This window comes from Rhodoferax sp. LS1P39, from assembly GCF_056521425.1.
The window spans coordinates 54,987-69,642 of sequence record NZ_JBWMAV010000014.1; the positions used below are offsets into that span (position 1 = coordinate 54,987).

Consider the following 14,656-nt stretch of genomic DNA (forward strand, 5'->3'; position numbering starts at 1 on the left):
GGCGGCCTATTCGTAAAGAGGACATGCTGCCGGGTTAAACTCGCAGGCTTTGCTCAGTAGGCAAAATTACCATAAAACCCAATTTTTGAACCTCATAGGAAAAACCATGGCAATCGAACGCACTCTCTCCATCATCAAGCCTGACGCTGTCGCCAAGAACGTCATCGGCCAGATCTACGCCCGTTTTGAAGCCGCTGGCCTGAAGGTCATCGCTGCCCGCATGGCCCACCTGTCGCGCGGCGAAGCCGAAGCTTTCTACGCTGTGCACGCTGCCCGTCCTTTCTTCAAGGACCTGGTTGAGTTCATGATCTCCGGCCCGGTGATGATCCAGGCCCTGGAAGGCGAGAACGCCATCCTGAAGAACCGCGACCTGATGGGCGCTACCGACCCCAAGAAGGCCGATGCGGGCACCATCCGCGCCGACTTCGCTGACAGCATCGATGCCAACGCCGTGCACGGCTCCGACGCTGCCGATACCGCCAAGCAAGAAATCGCCTTCTTCTTTGCCGGTATGAACGTTTACGCTGCCAAGTAACCAGCGATTCATGCAATGACGGCCAACCTGCTCGACTTTGACCTCGACGGCTTGGCCGCGTTTTGCGAACGGCTCGGTGAAAAGCGCTTCCGCGCCACCCAGCTGTTCCGCTGGATCCACCAACGTGGAGCCACCGATTTCGAGCAGATGAGCGATCTGGCCAAGTCCTTGCGCAACAAGCTGGCCACCAGTGCCCATGTACAGGGCCTGCCGCTCATCAGCCAGCACGCATCCACCGACGGCACCATCAAGTGGCTGTTCGATGTGGGCGACGGCAACGCCGTCGAAGCGGTTTTCATCCCCGAAAGCGACCGGGGCACATTGTGTGTGTCGTCCCAGGCGGGCTGTGCCGTGGGCTGCCGCTTTTGCTCTACCGGCCACCAAGGCTTCAGCCGCAACCTCACCACCGGTGAAATCGTTGCGCAGCTCTGGTTTGCCGAACATTTCCTGCGCAAGCACCTCAATACCTCTGAACGCGTCATCTCCAATGTGGTGATGATGGGCATGGGCGAGCCCTTGCAGAATTACAACGCCCTGGTGCCCGCCCTGAAGGTGATGCTGGACGACCACGGCTACGGCCTGTCGCGCCGCCGGGTCACGGTGTCTACCTCGGGTGTGGTGCCCATGATCGACCGGCTAGGCCTGGACTGCCCCGTCGCCTTGGCCGTATCGCTGCACGCACCCAACGATGCGCTGCGCGACAACCTGGTGCCGCTGAACAAAAAGTACCCGCTGGCCGAGTTGCTCGAGTCCTGCAACCGCTACCTGGCGCATGCGCCACGCGACTTCATCACCTTTGAATACTGCATGCTGGACGGCGTGAACGACCAGCCCGAGCACGCCCAGCAGCTGATTGCCCTGGTGCAACAGTACCGCCAGCCCGGCGTGTGGTGCAAGTTCAACCTGATTCCGTTCAACCCCTTCCCGGCCTCCGGTCTGCTGCGCTCGCCCATGGCCCGGGTCACGGCGTTTGCCAAGATGCTCAGCGATGCAGGCATCATCACCACGGTGCGCAAGACCCGGGGCGACGATATCGATGCTGCCTGCGGACAGCTCGCAGGCGACGTGAAAGACCGCACCCAGGTCGTCAAGCGCATGGCGCAGCAACGGGTGGTGATGATGGCGCAGGTTCCGGCCGTGGCAGACGACTCCAAAGGGGCTTGAGGCATGCAAAAAAATCTGTGCACTGCGGTGCTGGTCCGGCTGTTGGCGGGTCTTTCGCTGTTGGCCGGTTTGCAGGCCTGTACCACCACGACCACCACCACCAGCACAGCCAACAGCAGCACCGTGACCACGCCCTCACCCCGGGCCACACCCACGCCGCTGTCGCAGGGCGAACTGCTTACCGATTCGGACGAGCCCGAGGCCCGCAAGCGGGCCCGCACCCGTATGCAGCTCGCCGTGGCCTATTTTGAGCAGGGCCAGACCACCGTGGCCCTGGACGAGCTCAAGCAGGCGCTGGCGATCGACCCGTCGTTTTCCGATGCCTACAACCTGCGCGGCCTGATTTACATGCGGCTCAACGACCTGCGCCTGGCCGAAGACAGCTTTCGCCGCGCGCTGGCCACCAACGCCCGCGAACCCAACACCTTGCACAACTACGGCTGGCTGATGTGCCAGCAGGGCCGCTACCCCGAGTCGATCCAGATGTTCGAGCAGGCGCTGGCCAACCCCACCTACGGTGCCCGTTCCAAGACCTGGATGGCCCAGGGCCTGTGCCAGCAACGCGCTGGACTGCTGCCCGAGGCCGAGCGTAACCTGGCCCGCGCCTACGAGCTGGACGCGGGTAACCCCATCATTGCTTACAACCTGTCGAACCTGCTGTACCAGCGCGGCGAGTGGCTGCGGGCGCAGTTCTACATCCGCCGCCTGAACAATTCCGAGCTGGCCAATGCCGAGTCCCTGTGGCTGGGCATCAAGGTCGAGCGCCGCATGGAAAACCGCGAAGCCATGCTGCAACTGGTGGAGCAATTGAGAAAACGTTTTGGCCAATCGCGTGAGCTGGCCGCATATGACAGAGGGGCATTTGATGAGTGAGCCAGTGGGGCAAGAGGGAATGGCACAGAACCCGGCAACCGATAACGCCGCTTCCGCCATAGAGGCCGGGCATTTGCTGCGCCAGGCGCGCGAAGCCACGGGCCTGCATGTGGCCGCCCTGGCCGTGTCGCTGAAGGTGCCGGTGAACAAGCTGGAAGCCCTGGAAGCCGGTCGCATCGACCTGCTGCCCGACCTGACCTTTGCGCGGGCGCTGGCCGCCAGCGTGTGCCGCTCGCTCAAGATCGACCCCGCTCCGGTGCTGGCGCATTTTCCGGCCACTGGCATGTCGCGCCTGGGTGCGGTGGCCCCGTCGGTCAATACGCCGTACCGCCCCGAAGGCTCGGGCCCGCGCCTGTCGTTCCGCGCGCAGATGCTGAACCCGTCGGTGCTGGCAGTGGCGGCCTTGCTGGTCGCCGCTGTGGCCGTGGTGCTCTGGCCCAAATCACCCGATGCCAACCCGGACGCGTTGGCCGTGCTGGCTCCCGGCGCGGAAGCCACCGAACCCGTGGCGCCGCCGCTGCCCATGGCGGTGGTGTCCGAGCCGGTGCCTGCAGCCTTACCGGTAGAGCCTGTGGCTGCGGCGGTGCCCGCAATGCAGGGCGTATCGTTGACGGCCCAGGCCGAGTCCTGGGTCAAGGTGACCGATGCCAAAGGCGTGGTCGGCGTGGGCCGCACCCTCAAGGCCGGTGAAACCGTGGAAGTGACCGGTGCCTTCCCCATGGCCGTGGTGGTGGGGCGCGTGGATGCCGTGCAGTTGCAAGTGCGTGGTCAGCCCTTTGACATGGCGGCTTTCCCCAAAGACCGTGTCGCCCGTTTCGAGGTGAAGTGATGCATCCAGCTCTGGACTTTTCCACCCCCATCGACGCGGCCGCACCCCGCGTGCGCAACACCTACCAGGCCCATGTGCGCTGGGGTGCCCGTGACGTCACCGTGGGCGGCGATGCCCCGGTACGGGTGCAGTCCATGACCAATACCGATACGGTGGATGCCATCGGCACCGCCATCCAGGTCAAAGAGCTGGCGCTGGCGGGCTCGGAGATGGTGCGCATCACCGTCAACACCCCCGAAGCCGCCCAGGCCGTGCCCTACATCCGCGAGCAACTCGACCGCATGGGCATCGACGTGCCCCTGGTCGGCGACTTCCACTACAACGGCCACCGCCTGCTGACCGACTTCCCGGCCTGCGCCGAAGCCTTGTCCAAATACCGCATCAACCCCGGCAACGTGGGCAAGGGCGACAAGCGCGACCGCCAGTTCGGCCAGATGATCGAAGCCGCGGTGCGCTGGAAAAAAGCCGTGCGCATCGGCGTGAACTGGGGCAGCCTGGACCAGGAACTGCTGGCCGGTTTGATGGACGAAAACAGCCGCCGCGCGGTGCCCTGGGATGCCAAGCCGGTGATGTACCAGGCGTTGATCACCTCGGCCATCGAATCGGCCCGCCTGGCCGAAACCATGGGCTTGCCACCCGAGCAAATCATTCTGTCGTGCAAGGTCAGCGGCGTGCAGGACCTGATCTCGGTCTACCGCGGGCTGGCGCAGCGCTGCCGCTACGCCCTGCACCTGGGCCTGACCGAGGCCGGTATGGGCACCAAGGGTACCGTCGCCTCCAGCGCCGCCCTGGCCGTGCTGCTGCAAGAAGGTATCGGCGACACCATCCGCGTTTCGCTCACGCCCCAGCCCGGCGAAGCGCGTACGCAAGAAGTGGTGATCGCATCCGAGATTCTGCAATCCTTGGGTCTGCGCAGCTTTGTGCCCAGCGTCACCGCCTGCCCCGGCTGTGGCCGTACCACCAGCACCACCTTCCAGGAATTGACCAAGCAGATCGACGATTTTCTGCGCGCGCAGATGCCCGTCTGGCGCGAGCAGTACCCCGGTGTCGAGGCCATGAAGGTCGCGGTGATGGGCTGCATCGTCAATGGCCCCGGCGAGAGCAAGCATGCCGACATCGGCATCAGCCTGCCCGGCACCGGTGAAGCGCCCGCCGCGCCGGTCTACATCGACGGCGAGAAAAGCGTCACCCTGCGCGGCGACAACATCGCCCAGGACTTCCAGGTGATTGTGGAAAACTATATCGCCAAGCGCTTCGGTAGCCCTGCCGTGGCCTAGGCCCGGAAATTTATAAAAAATCGGCTGCTAGCGCTTATTCGATAAGCGCTAGCAGCTATAAAAATTATAGTAACGAGATTTATGGCTGATAAAATCAATGCCGTCAAAGGCATGAACGACATACTGCCACCCGACTCTGCGCGTTGGGAATGGCTGGAAGACAAGGTGCGCACGCAGATGGCGCGCTCGGCCTACCGCATGGTCCGCACGCCCATCGTCGAACCCACCGCCCTGTTTGTGCGCGGCACCGGCGAAACCACCGACATTGTTGAGAAGGAGATGTACTCCTTTGAAGACCGCTTGAACGGCGAGCAGCTCACCCTGCGCCCCGAAAACACCCCCGGCGTGGTGCGCGCCGCCATCCAGCACAACCTCACCTACGACGGTGGCAAGCGCCTGTACTACATGGGCCCGATGTTCCGCCACGAGCGGCCCCAGCGTGGCCGTTACCGCCAGTTCTACCAGCTCGGTGCCGAGGCCCTGGGCTTTGCCGGTCCCGAGGTGGATGCCGAGCTGATGCTGCTGGCCAACGACGTGCTGGCCGGTGTGGGTTTGCGCAATGTGCGGGTCGAGATAAACAGCCTGGGCGTGCCCGCCGAGCGCCAGGCCCACCGTGCCGCGCTGATAACCTACTTCGAGCAGCACCGGGAGCTGCTGGATGCCGATGCCCAGCGCCGCCTGCTGACCAACCCGCTGCGTATCCTGGACACCAAGAACCCCGCCATGCAGGCCATGGTGCAAGACGCACCGCAGCTGCTCAGCTACCTGGGCGATGCCTCGCGCAAGCATCTGGACACCGTGCAAAGCTTGCTCACCGCCTGCGGTGTGCAGTGGAGCATCAACCCGCGCCTGGTGCGTGGCCTGGACTACTACAGCCACACCGTGTTCGAGTTCATCACCGACGAGCTGGGTGCCCAGGGCACGCTGTGCGGAGGAGGGCGCTACGACGGCCTGTTCGAGCTGCTGGGCGGCAAACCCACCCCGGCGGTGGGCTGGGGCATGGGCATCGAGCGCGTGCTCGAACTCATCAAGGAGCAGGGCGCAGAGCTGCCCGCACTGGTGGCCGATGCCTACGCCGTGGTGCCCGATGCCGCCGCTTTGCCGGTGGCCCTGCAAACCATCCAGGCCCTGCGCCGCGCCGGTGTGCAGGTGCAGATGCACGCGGGTGCCAGTGAGGGCATGGGCAGCATGAAGTCGCAGCTCAAGAAGGCCGACAGCAGCGGTGCCCGCTACGCGCTGATTTTTGGTGCCGACGAGCTGGCGCAAAACCTGGTGCTGGTGAAATCTCTGCGCGACGGCAGCGGGGTGCAAACCACCCAAGCCCTCGCCGACGTGGCCGCTTGGGGCCCCGCCCTACAATCGTAAATCCGACTACAGACACATATGGCAAACCAACTCGACCTTGAAGAACAAGAACAGCTTGACGAACTCAAAGCCTTCTGGAACCGTTTCGGCAACCTGATCACCTGGGTGCTGATCGTGGTGCTGGCCGGGTTTGCGGGCTGGAACGGCTACCAGTACTGGCAGCGCAGCCAGTCCGCCCAGGCCGCCGCCCTGTATGACGAGGTAGACCGCGCCGCCAAGGCGGGCGATGTCGCCAAGGTCGAGCGCGCCTTCGCCGACATGAAAGACAAGTTTGGCCGCACCACCTTTGCCCAGCAGGCCGGTCTGCTGGCCGCCAAAACCCTGTTTGAAAAAGGCAATGCCGATGCCAGCAAGGCGGCACTGACCTGGGTGGCCGAGCAGTCGTCCGACGATGGCTACCAGCCTGTGGCGCGCCTGCGCCTGGCCAGCGTGCTGCTGGAATCCAAGGCGTACGACGAGGCCATGAAGCAGTTGTCTGGCAGCTTCCCGAAAGAGTTCGAGCCCCTGGTGGCCGACCGCAAGGGTGATGTGTTTGCGCTTCAAGACAAAAAAGCCGAGGCGATTGCCCAGTACAAAACCGCCTATGCCGGTCTGGATGAACGCGACGATTACCGCCGCATCGTGGAAATCAAGCTCAACAGCCTGGGTGTGGACCCCCGTCCTGCCGCGCCTGTGGTCACCGCCGCCAGCCCTGTCACTGTAGAAATCAAAAAATAATGAAAAATATGCCTTCTGTGCTTATTCTGCGAGCGTCAGCAGCTAGTTTTTTGATAGCGGCCCTGGCTGCGTGCTCCAGCACTCCGGACAAGCCCAAACCGGTTGATCTGCCCGCCAATGTGTCCTTGCTGGGCGTGCGCCAAGCCTGGAGTGCCAAGCTGGGCGATGTCAGCTTCCCGCTGACCACCAGCGTCAGCGGCAACACGGTGGCGGTGGCCAGCAACAATGGCACGCTGCTGGCACTGGATAGCGCCACGGGCCGCGAGCTGTGGCGGGCCTCGGTGGGCACACCTTTGTCGGCAGGCGTGGGCAGCGATGGCAAAGTCACCGCCGTGGTCACCCGCGACAACGAAGTGGTGGCGCTGGAAGCCGGCCGCGTACTGTGGCGCCAGCGCCTGGGCGCGCAAACCTATACCGCACCGCTGGTAGCCGGTGGCCGCGTGTTCCTGCTGGCGGCAGACCGTTCGGTTACCGCGTTTGACGGCCAGACCGGCCGCCGACTGTGGAACCAGCAGCGCACCGGCGAGGCCCTGGTGCTGGGCCAGTCCAGCGTGCTGATGGCGGTGGGCGACTCGCTGGTGGCCGGTATGTCGGGCCGCCTGGTGGGCATGAACCCGGCCAATGGCAGCACCCGCTGGGAAGCTGCGATTGCCGCGCCGCGAGGCACCAACGAAGTCGAACGCCTGGTGGACTTGGTCGGCAGCGTCAGCCGCGTCGGCAATGTGGTGTGCGCCCGTGCGTTCCAGTCGGCGGTAGGTTGCGTAGATGCCCAGTCGGGCCGCTTGCTGTGGACCAAGCCTGCCGTGGCCTCGGAAGGCGTGGGCGGCAACGACACCGCCGTCTTTGGCACCGAAGGCGATGGCCGTGTGGTGGCCTGGAACCGTACCGACGGCGAACGCCTCTGGTCTTCAGAGCGCCTGCGCTACCGCACTTTGTCGGCCCCGCTGGCCGTGGGCCGCTCGGTGGCGGTGGGTGACGGCACGGGTCTGGTACATTTCCTGTCCCGCGAAGACGGGTCAGCCTTGACCCGTGTGTCCACCGACGGCTCTGCCATCGCGGCCGATCCCGTGCTTGCGGGCAACACGGTTGTTGTGGTGACCCACAACGGCGGTGTTTTTGGCTTCCAGCCTGAATAACTATTTGCGTCAGCCGATCTGCGCCATCCTATGAAACCAGTTTTGGCCTTAGTCGGTCGCCCCAATGTGGGCAAATCCACCCTTTTTAACCGCCTGACCAAGACGCGTGATGCGATCGTGGCGGACTTTGCGGGCCTGACCCGCGACCGCCATTACGGCAATGGCCGCCAGGGCAAGCACGAATACATCGTCATCGACACTGGCGGTTTCGAGCCGGATGCCGACAGTGGCATCTACAAAGAGATGGCCAAGCAGACCCGCCAGGCCGTGGCCGAAGCCGATGTGGTGATTTTTGTGGTCGATGCCCGGGGCGGCCTGTCGGCCCAGGACCACGACATCGCCAAATACCTGCGCCGCCTGGGCAAGCCCTGCATTTTGACGGCCAACAAGGCCGAGGGCATGACCGAAGGCCACCAGCTGATCGAGTTCTACGAGCTGGGCCTGGGCGCGGTGTACCCTATTTCTGCCGCGCACGGCCAGGGCATCCGCGACCTGGTCGACCTGGCGCTGGCCCCCTTGAACCTGGCCGACCCAGACGAAGAAGCTGAGGCCGAAGACATCGGTGTTACCAAGCTGGCTGTGGCGGGCCGCCCGAATGTGGGCAAGTCCACCCTGATCAACACCTGGCTGGGCGAAGAGCGCCTGGTCGCCTTCGACATGCCCGGCACCACCCGCGATGCCATCAGCGTGCCGTTTGAGCGCAACGGCCACAAGTTTGAGCTGATCGACACCGCAGGTTTGCGCCGCAAGGGCAAGGTTTTTGAAGCCATCGAGAAGTTCTCGGTGGTCAAGACCTTGCAGGCGATTGAAACCTGCCACGTGGTGCTGCTGCTGATCGATGCCACCCAGGGCGTGACCGACCAAGATGCCCACATTGCGGGCTACATCCTGGAAAGCGGCCGCTCGGTGGTGCTGGCCATCAACAAGTGGGACGCGGTGGATGCCTACCAGCGCCAACTGGTGATGCGCTCCATCGAGACGCGCCTGGCGTTCTTGAAGTTTGCCTCCATGCACTTCATCTCGGCCATCAAGCGCCAGGGTCTGGGTCCGCTGTGGGCCTCGATTCTGCAAGCCCACCAGGCGGCCATGTGCAAGATGTCCACCCCGGTGCTGACCCGTCTGCTGCTGGAAGCCACGGCGTTCCAGAGCCCGCAGCGCGCCGGTATGTTCCGCCCCAAACTGCGCTACGCCCACCAGGGCGGCATGAATCCGCCCATCATCATCATCCACGGCAATTCGCTGGAGCATGTGACCGAGGCCTACAAGCGCTTCCTGGAAGGGCGCTTCCGCAAGGCTTTCAACCTGACTGGTACGCCGCTGCGTATACAGATGAAGTCGGCGGCCAACCCGTACTCAGACAAGGACGACTGAGTCTCCGCAAATCAATGGGGGCTTCCCTAATTTCAGGGTAAGCGCTGGTAACGCTGTGGTAAGGTCCACACCTTCTTCAACCTCTTCACAACACGGAGAATATCGTGAGCAATAAAGGGCAGCTTCTTCAAGACCCATTTCTCAATACCTTGCGCCGTGAGCATGTACCCGTGTCGATTTACCTCGTCAACGGCATCAAGCTCCAGGGGCAAATTGAGTCTTTTGACCAATATGTTGTGCTGTTGCGCAACACCGTGACCCAAATGGTCTACAAGCACGCCATCTCCACCATCGTCCCCGGTCGCGCAGTCAACTTCTCGGCTGCAGACGACACGACGGCGGCAGAGCCAGCGGCTTGATTCGCAGGCACGTCTTTTGGTGGTCGGATGCCCGCGCGGTATCCGACCCACCTCAGCCTCTTTCCCTTACCGGTTTCCGATTTGAGTTCTGCTGATACCCCTGACATGCCGCTGGCCGTTCTGGTCGGCGTTGATCTAGGCACTCCCCATTTTGACAAAGAGCTCGAAGAGCTCGGCTTGCTGGCCGACACCGCTGGCATGCGCGTCGTGGCCCGCATCACCTGCAAGCGCCAGGCGCCCGATGCGGCCCTGTTTGTCGGTAGCGGCAAGGCCGACGAAATCAAGCTTTTAGCGCAAATGCATGGCGCGACCGAGATTTTGTTCGACCAAAGCCTGAGTCCCGCCCAGCAACGCAACCTGGAGCGCCATTGCGAGCTGCCGGTCAACGACCGGACCATGCTGATCCTGACCATCTTCGCCCAACGCGCCCGCAGCCATGAAGGCAAATTGCAGGTCGAGCTGGCGCGGCTGCAGTACCTGAGCACCCGGCTGGTGCGGCGCTGGTCGCATCTGGAGCGGCAAAGCGGCGGTATCGGCATGCGCGGCGGCCCGGGCGAGAAGCAGATCGAGCTGGACCGCCGCATGCTGGGCGAATCCATCAAGCGCACCAAAGAGCGGCTGGCCAAAGTGGTGAAGCAGCGCAGCACCCAGCGCCGCCAACGTGCGCGCCGCGATGCCTTCACCATCTCCCTGGTGGGTTACACCAATGCGGGCAAGTCCACGCTGTTCAATGCCTTGGTGAAGGCCCGCGCCTACACCGCCGACCAGTTGTTTGCCACGCTGGACACCACCACACGCCAGCTCTACCTGGGCGAGGCCGGTCGGTCCGTGTCGCTGTCAGATACCGTGGGTTTCATCCGCGACCTGCCGCACGGCCTGGTGGATGCCTTTCGCGCCACGCTGCAAGAGGCAGCCGATGCCGACCTGCTGCTGCACGTGGTGGACGCATCCAACCCGAATTTCCCCGAGCAAATGGCCGAAGTGGCCCTGGTGCTGCGCGAGATTGGCGCGGCCGATGTGCCGCAGCTGCTGGTATTTAACAAGCTGGATGCCCTTGATAAAGCCCGCTGGCCGCTCCAACTGCAGGACATGTTCGAGGTGGACGGTCAGCCGGTGCCCCGGATATTTTTGAGTGCCCAGAGCGGCGAGGGTTTGCCCGCGCTGCGTTTGAAGCTGGCCGAACTGGCCATCGCCAAATTGCCGATCGCCGATGCCACGGCCCAATCCCCTGAACAGCATGAGGATGCTGCCCGATTGGGCACAATAGACGAATGACAACCAAGAGACTTGCGCGAATGAATCTCAACTTACGGGCCTTCAATCTGGCCGCTTTGCCTGGTCGCATCCGGGGCATGTTCAATCTGAACGACCCCCGCTGGGGCCGTGGCGATGACAAGCCCGATGCCGACGGCACCCCCAAGCCGGACGAACCCGCCAAAAATACGCCCAACAAAGGCCAGGGGCCGAACCAGGGACCGCCTGATCTGGACGAACTGTGGCGCGATTTCAACCGCAAGCTGGGCGGCCTGTTTGGTGGTGCCAAGGGTGGCCAGCGCCCGAACGGCAGCAACAACGGTGGTGGCAATGGCGGCTCCGGTGGGGGCTTTCAGCCGGATATGAAGAGTGCCGGTATCGGCATGGGCCTGATCGCAGCTGTCGTGGTGCTGATCTGGCTGGGCACGGGCTTCTTCATCGTGCAGGAAGGCCAGCAGGCGGTGATTACCCAGTTTGGCAAGTACAAATCCACTGCGGGTGCGGGTTTCAACTGGCGTCTGCCGTACCCTATCCAGCGCCATGAACTGGTGTTTGTGACGCAGATCCGTTCGGTCGATGTGGGTCGTGACTCCATCATCAAGGCCACCGGCTTGCGCGAATCGGCCATGCTGACCCAGGATGAAAACATCGTCGAAATCAAGTTTGCCGTGCAGTACCGTTTGAGCGATGCCCGTGCATTCCTGTTCGAGAGCAAGGACCCGACCGGAGCCGTGGTGCAGGCGGCTGAAACCGCCGTGCGCGAAGTGGTGGGCAAGATGAAGATGGATTCGGCGCTGGCCGACGAACGCGACCAGATCGGCCCCCGCGTGCGCACCTTGATGCAAACCATTCTGGACCGCTACAAGGTCGGCATTGAAGTGGTGGGTATCAACATGCAGCAAAGCGGTGTGCGTCCGCCAGAGCAAGTGCAAGCGGCTTTCGACGATGTTTTGAAGGCCGGCCAAGAGCGCGAACGCGCCAAAAACGACGCCCAAGCCTACGCCAATGACGTGGTGCCACGCGCTGTGGGTTCCGCTTCGCGCCTGAAGGAAGAGTCCGAAGCCTACAAGGCCCGCATCGTGGCCCAGGCCGACGGTGATGCCCAGCGCTTCCGCTCGGTGCTGACCGAATACCAGAAAGCCCCGCAGGTCACCCGTGACCGCATGTACCTGGACACCATGCAGCAGGTCTACGGCAACGTGACCAAGGTGCTGGTGGATTCGCGCCAGGGCTCCAATCTGCTGTACCTGCCCCTGGACAAGATCATGCAGATGTCGGGCCAAACGGGCGCTGCAACGCCTGCGGCTGCTGACGCTGCCGTGCCGGTAGTACCTGCCGCACCCGTTTCTTTGTCCAATGATGCCCGTTCGCGCGATGTTTCGCGCTCGCGTGACCGCGACGTACGCTAGGAGAATGCTTTGAACAGAATTGGTTTTATTGGATCGTCTTTGTTGGTGCTGCTGGCACTGATGAGTTCCATGTTGTTTGTGGTGGACCAGCGCCAGTTTGGCGTGGTCTATGCGCTGGGCCAGATCAAGGAAGTGATCACCGAGCCGGGGCTGAACTTCAAGCTGCCGCCGCCTTTCCAGAATGTCAGCTATCTCGATAAGCGCCTGTTGACACTGGACAGCACCGATGCCGAACCCATGCTGACTGCCGAGAAGCAGCGCGTAGTGATTGACTGGTACGTACGCTGGCGCATTGCGGCTCCGTCGGAGTACATCCGCAATGTAGGCCTGGACGAAAATGCCGGTGCCAACCAGCTCAACCGGGTGGTGCGCAATGCCTTCCAGGAAGAAGTCAACAAACACACCGTCAAGGATCTGCTGTCGCTCAAGCGCGAAGTTCTGATGGCCGACGTGAAGCGTGAGGTTCTGGAGGCCGTGCGCGGGGCCAAGCCCTGGGGTGTGGATGTGGTGGATGTTCGCATTACCCGCGTTGATTATGTCGAGGCCATTACCGAGTCGGTGTACCGCCGCATGGAAGCCGAGCGCAAGCGTGTAGCCAACGAGTTGCGCTCTACGGGTGCAGCCGAAGGTGAAAAAATTCGCGCCGATGCCGACAAGCAGCGCGAGGTGACGATTGCCAACGCCTACCGCGATGCGCAAAAAATCAAGGGTGAGGGCGATGCTGAAGCTTCCCGCCTGTACGCAGAGTCGTTTGGCAAAGATGCCCAATTTGCACAGTTTTATCGCAGCCTGGATGCCTACAAGTCCAGCTTCAACAAGAAGAGCGATGTGATGGTGCTCGACCCATCCTCCGACTTCTTCAAAGCCATGCGCGGCGGTGGCAACGCCGCAAACGCGGCGGCTGCACCCGCCAAGAAATAATCTTGGAAGACGCTGGCAATAGCCTCTGGGCCGCCCTGGCCCTGGTGCTGGTGATAGAGGGGCTGCTGCCCTTTCTGTCACCGGGCGGCTGGCGGCGCATGTTCCAGCAGATGCTGGCCTTGCAGGACGGGCAGTTGCGGTTTTTCGGCCTGTGCAGCATCCTGGCAGGCTTGCTCTTGCTGTGGTTCGTGTCTTAGGAACGGGTTCTAACTTTCACGTTAAACCCGGCCCCCGTTTTATCGGCTTCCAAGCCCGGTAAAATCTCTTTTTTAACAGCCTCCCAAAACTCCATGTCTGCTTGGGTCCTCCCGGATCACATTGCCGATGTTCTGCCTTCCGAGGCTCGGCACATCGAAGAACTGCGTCGCGCCCTGCTCGATGCCGCCCGTGGCTATGGCTATGAACTGGTCATGCCGCCGCTGTTGGAGCACCTGGAATCCTTGCTCACCGGCAACGCCCAAGCGCTGGACCTGCAAACTTTCAAACTGGTAGACCAGCTCTCGGGTCGCATGATGGGTTTGCGGGCCGACACCACACCCCAGGTCGCCCGCATCGATGCCCATTTGCTCAACCGCCAGGGTGTCACGCGCCTGTGCTACTGCGGCCCGGTGGTGCATACCCGCCCCGACCGTCCGCACGCCACCCGCGAGCCGCTACAGCTCGGGGCCGAAATCTACGGCCACGCCGGGCTGGAAGCCGATCTGGAAATTCTGCAACTCTCGCTGGATTGCCTGCAGGCTGCCAATGTGCAGGGCCTGAGCGTGGACATGGGCGATGCCCGTATTGCCCGGGCACTGCTGGCCGATCTGGGGCTCTCATTTGAGCACTTGGCACGCGTGCACGCCGCGCTGGCCAACAAGGACGCGACCGAGCTCGCCAGCCTGTGCCAGGATTTCCCCAAAGCGTCGCGCGATGGTGTGCTGGCCCTGGTCCAGCTCTACGGCGATGCCAGCATCCTGCAGACCGCCGAGCGCGTGCTGCCCGCCTTGCCCGCCATCCAGGCCGCCCTGCGCGACCTGCAGTGGCTGTCGGCCCAGCTGATGGGTACGCCAGTGACGTTCGACCTGGCCGACCTGCGCGGCTACGCCTACTACAGCGGTGCCCGTTTTGCGATTTACGCGCAAGGCGCCAGTGATGCCCTGGTGCGTGGTGGCCGTTATGACGAAGTGGGTGCGGTGTTTGGCCGCAACCGCCCGGCAGTGGGCTTTAGCCTGGACCTGAAGCAGGTGGTAGGGGCGGTAGGTCCGCGTCCGCTGCGGGCTGCGATCCGTGCGCCCTGGGGCCATGGGGCAGATTTGCGCAGCGCCATTGCCGCGCTGCGGGCCCAGGGCGAAACCGTGGTCTGCGTACTGCCGGGCCACGAGAGTGAAGTTGATGAATTCCATTGCGACCGCATGCTGACCCAAGCTGCGGGCCAGTGGATCGTGCAAGCTATTTAAGAAAATT

Annotated in this window: 15 protein-coding genes; all 15 read left to right on the forward strand. The window is 63.0% G+C overall.

Annotated elements, in window-relative coordinates; all coding sequences use genetic code 11:
• Positions 1-106 precede the first annotated feature (106 nt).
• The 15 genes from ndk (at position 107) to AC097O_RS19245 (ending at position 14,649) form a co-directional block, all read left to right on the forward strand.
• Entirely contained in the window at positions 107-535 is a 429-nt protein-coding gene (gene ndk, locus AC097O_RS19175; RefSeq protein ID WP_315189103.1) for a nucleoside-diphosphate kinase, read from the forward strand.
• 15 nt (positions 536-550) lie between these two features.
• Positions 551-1,699 (forward strand): dual-specificity RNA methyltransferase RlmN, encoded by a 1,149-nt coding sequence (rlmN, locus tag AC097O_RS19180; RefSeq protein WP_479594463.1) that lies wholly within the window; start codon positions 551-553, stop codon positions 1,697-1,699.
• 3 nt (positions 1,700-1,702) lie between these two features.
• Complete coding sequence (pilW, locus tag AC097O_RS19185; protein ID WP_479594464.1) at positions 1,703-2,572, forward strand: type IV pilus biogenesis/stability protein PilW; 870 nt, start codon at positions 1,703-1,705, stop codon at positions 2,570-2,572.
• Positions 2,573-2,591: 19 nt separating this feature from the next.
• Positions 2,592-3,401: a helix-turn-helix domain-containing protein gene (locus AC097O_RS19190; RefSeq protein ID WP_479594465.1), complete on the forward strand. Its 810-nt coding sequence runs from the start codon at positions 2,592-2,594 to the stop codon at positions 3,399-3,401.
• Positions 3,401-4,678, forward strand: a complete 1,278-nt coding sequence (gene ispG, locus AC097O_RS19195) for a flavodoxin-dependent (E)-4-hydroxy-3-methylbut-2-enyl-diphosphate synthase (RefSeq protein ID WP_479594466.1) — start codon at positions 3,401-3,403, stop codon at positions 4,676-4,678. Before AC097O_RS19190 ends, ispG begins: the two co-directional genes overlap by 1 nt.
• Positions 4,679-4,759: 81 nt before the next feature.
• Entirely contained in the window at positions 4,760-6,043 is a 1,284-nt protein-coding gene (gene hisS, locus AC097O_RS19200; protein WP_479594467.1) for a histidine--tRNA ligase, read from the forward strand.
• Between the two features lie 18 nt (positions 6,044-6,061).
• Positions 6,062-6,760, forward strand: a complete 699-nt coding sequence (locus AC097O_RS19205; protein WP_479594468.1) for a YfgM family protein — start codon at positions 6,062-6,064, stop codon at positions 6,758-6,760.
• An 8-nt stretch (positions 6,761-6,768) separates the two neighbouring features.
• On the forward strand, positions 6,769-7,896 hold the full coding sequence (gene bamB / locus AC097O_RS19210; RefSeq protein ID WP_479594469.1) for an outer membrane protein assembly factor BamB: 1,128 nt from the start codon (positions 6,769-6,771) through the stop codon (positions 7,894-7,896).
• Positions 7,897-7,926: 30 nt separating this feature from the next.
• Positions 7,927-9,267 carry a ribosome biogenesis GTPase Der gene (gene der, locus AC097O_RS19215; protein ID WP_315189075.1) on the forward strand — a complete coding sequence of 447 codons (1,341 nt, stop codon included), beginning with the start codon at positions 7,927-7,929 and terminating at the stop codon, positions 9,265-9,267.
• A gap of 104 nt (positions 9,268-9,371) precedes the next feature.
• Positions 9,372-9,626 carry an RNA chaperone Hfq gene (hfq, locus tag AC097O_RS19220; protein ID WP_295955116.1) on the forward strand — a complete coding sequence of 85 codons (255 nt, stop codon included), beginning with the start codon at positions 9,372-9,374 and terminating at the stop codon, positions 9,624-9,626.
• Positions 9,627-9,731: 105 nt separating this feature from the next.
• Entirely contained in the window at positions 9,732-10,901 is a 1,170-nt protein-coding gene (gene hflX / locus AC097O_RS19225; RefSeq protein WP_479594470.1) for a GTPase HflX, read from the forward strand.
• A gap of 20 nt (positions 10,902-10,921) precedes the next feature.
• Positions 10,922-12,289 carry an FtsH protease activity modulator HflK gene (gene hflK / locus AC097O_RS19230; protein ID WP_479594471.1) on the forward strand — a complete coding sequence of 456 codons (1,368 nt, stop codon included), beginning with the start codon at positions 10,922-10,924 and terminating at the stop codon, positions 12,287-12,289.
• 9 nt (positions 12,290-12,298) lie between these two features.
• Positions 12,299-13,210 carry a protease modulator HflC gene (hflC, locus tag AC097O_RS19235; RefSeq protein ID WP_479594472.1) on the forward strand — a complete coding sequence of 304 codons (912 nt, stop codon included), beginning with the start codon at positions 12,299-12,301 and terminating at the stop codon, positions 13,208-13,210.
• A gap of 2 nt (positions 13,211-13,212) precedes the next feature.
• Positions 13,213-13,407: a DUF2065 family protein gene (locus tag AC097O_RS19240; RefSeq protein WP_315189064.1), complete on the forward strand. Its 195-nt coding sequence runs from the start codon at positions 13,213-13,215 to the stop codon at positions 13,405-13,407.
• A gap of 93 nt (positions 13,408-13,500) precedes the next feature.
• Positions 13,501-14,649, forward strand: coding sequence for an ATP phosphoribosyltransferase regulatory subunit (locus AC097O_RS19245; protein WP_479594473.1), 1,149 nt, complete (start codon positions 13,501-13,503; stop codon positions 14,647-14,649).
• Positions 14,650-14,656: the final 7 nt, after the last annotated feature.

What these genes read in the sequence shown, in the direction of transcription:
- ndk (WP_315189103.1), top strand. Translation starts at nt 107, where the DNA reads ATGGCAATCGAACGCACTCTCTCCATCATCAAGCCTGACGCTGTCGCC.
- rlmN (WP_479594463.1), top strand. Translation starts at nt 551, where the DNA reads ATGACGGCCAACCTGCTCGACTTTGACCTCGACGGCTTGGCCGCGTTT.
- pilW (WP_479594464.1), top strand. Translation starts at nt 1,703, where the DNA reads ATGCAAAAAAATCTGTGCACTGCGGTGCTGGTCCGGCTGTTGGCGGGT.
- AC097O_RS19190 (WP_479594465.1), top strand. Translation starts at nt 2,592, where the DNA reads ATGGCACAGAACCCGGCAACCGATAACGCCGCTTCCGCCATAGAGGCC.
- ispG (WP_479594466.1), top strand. Translation starts at nt 3,401, where the DNA reads ATGCATCCAGCTCTGGACTTTTCCACCCCCATCGACGCGGCCGCACCC.
- hisS (WP_479594467.1), top strand. Translation starts at nt 4,760, where the DNA reads ATGGCTGATAAAATCAATGCCGTCAAAGGCATGAACGACATACTGCCA.
- AC097O_RS19205 (WP_479594468.1), top strand. Translation starts at nt 6,062, where the DNA reads ATGGCAAACCAACTCGACCTTGAAGAACAAGAACAGCTTGACGAACTC.
- bamB (WP_479594469.1), top strand. Translation starts at nt 6,769, where the DNA reads ATGCCTTCTGTGCTTATTCTGCGAGCGTCAGCAGCTAGTTTTTTGATA.
- der (WP_315189075.1), top strand. Translation starts at nt 7,927, where the DNA reads ATGAAACCAGTTTTGGCCTTAGTCGGTCGCCCCAATGTGGGCAAATCC.
- hflX (WP_479594470.1), top strand. Translation starts at nt 9,732, where the DNA reads ATGCCGCTGGCCGTTCTGGTCGGCGTTGATCTAGGCACTCCCCATTTT.
- hflK (WP_479594471.1), top strand. Translation starts at nt 10,922, where the DNA reads ATGAATCTCAACTTACGGGCCTTCAATCTGGCCGCTTTGCCTGGTCGC.
- AC097O_RS19245 (WP_479594473.1), top strand. Translation starts at nt 13,501, where the DNA reads ATGTCTGCTTGGGTCCTCCCGGATCACATTGCCGATGTTCTGCCTTCC.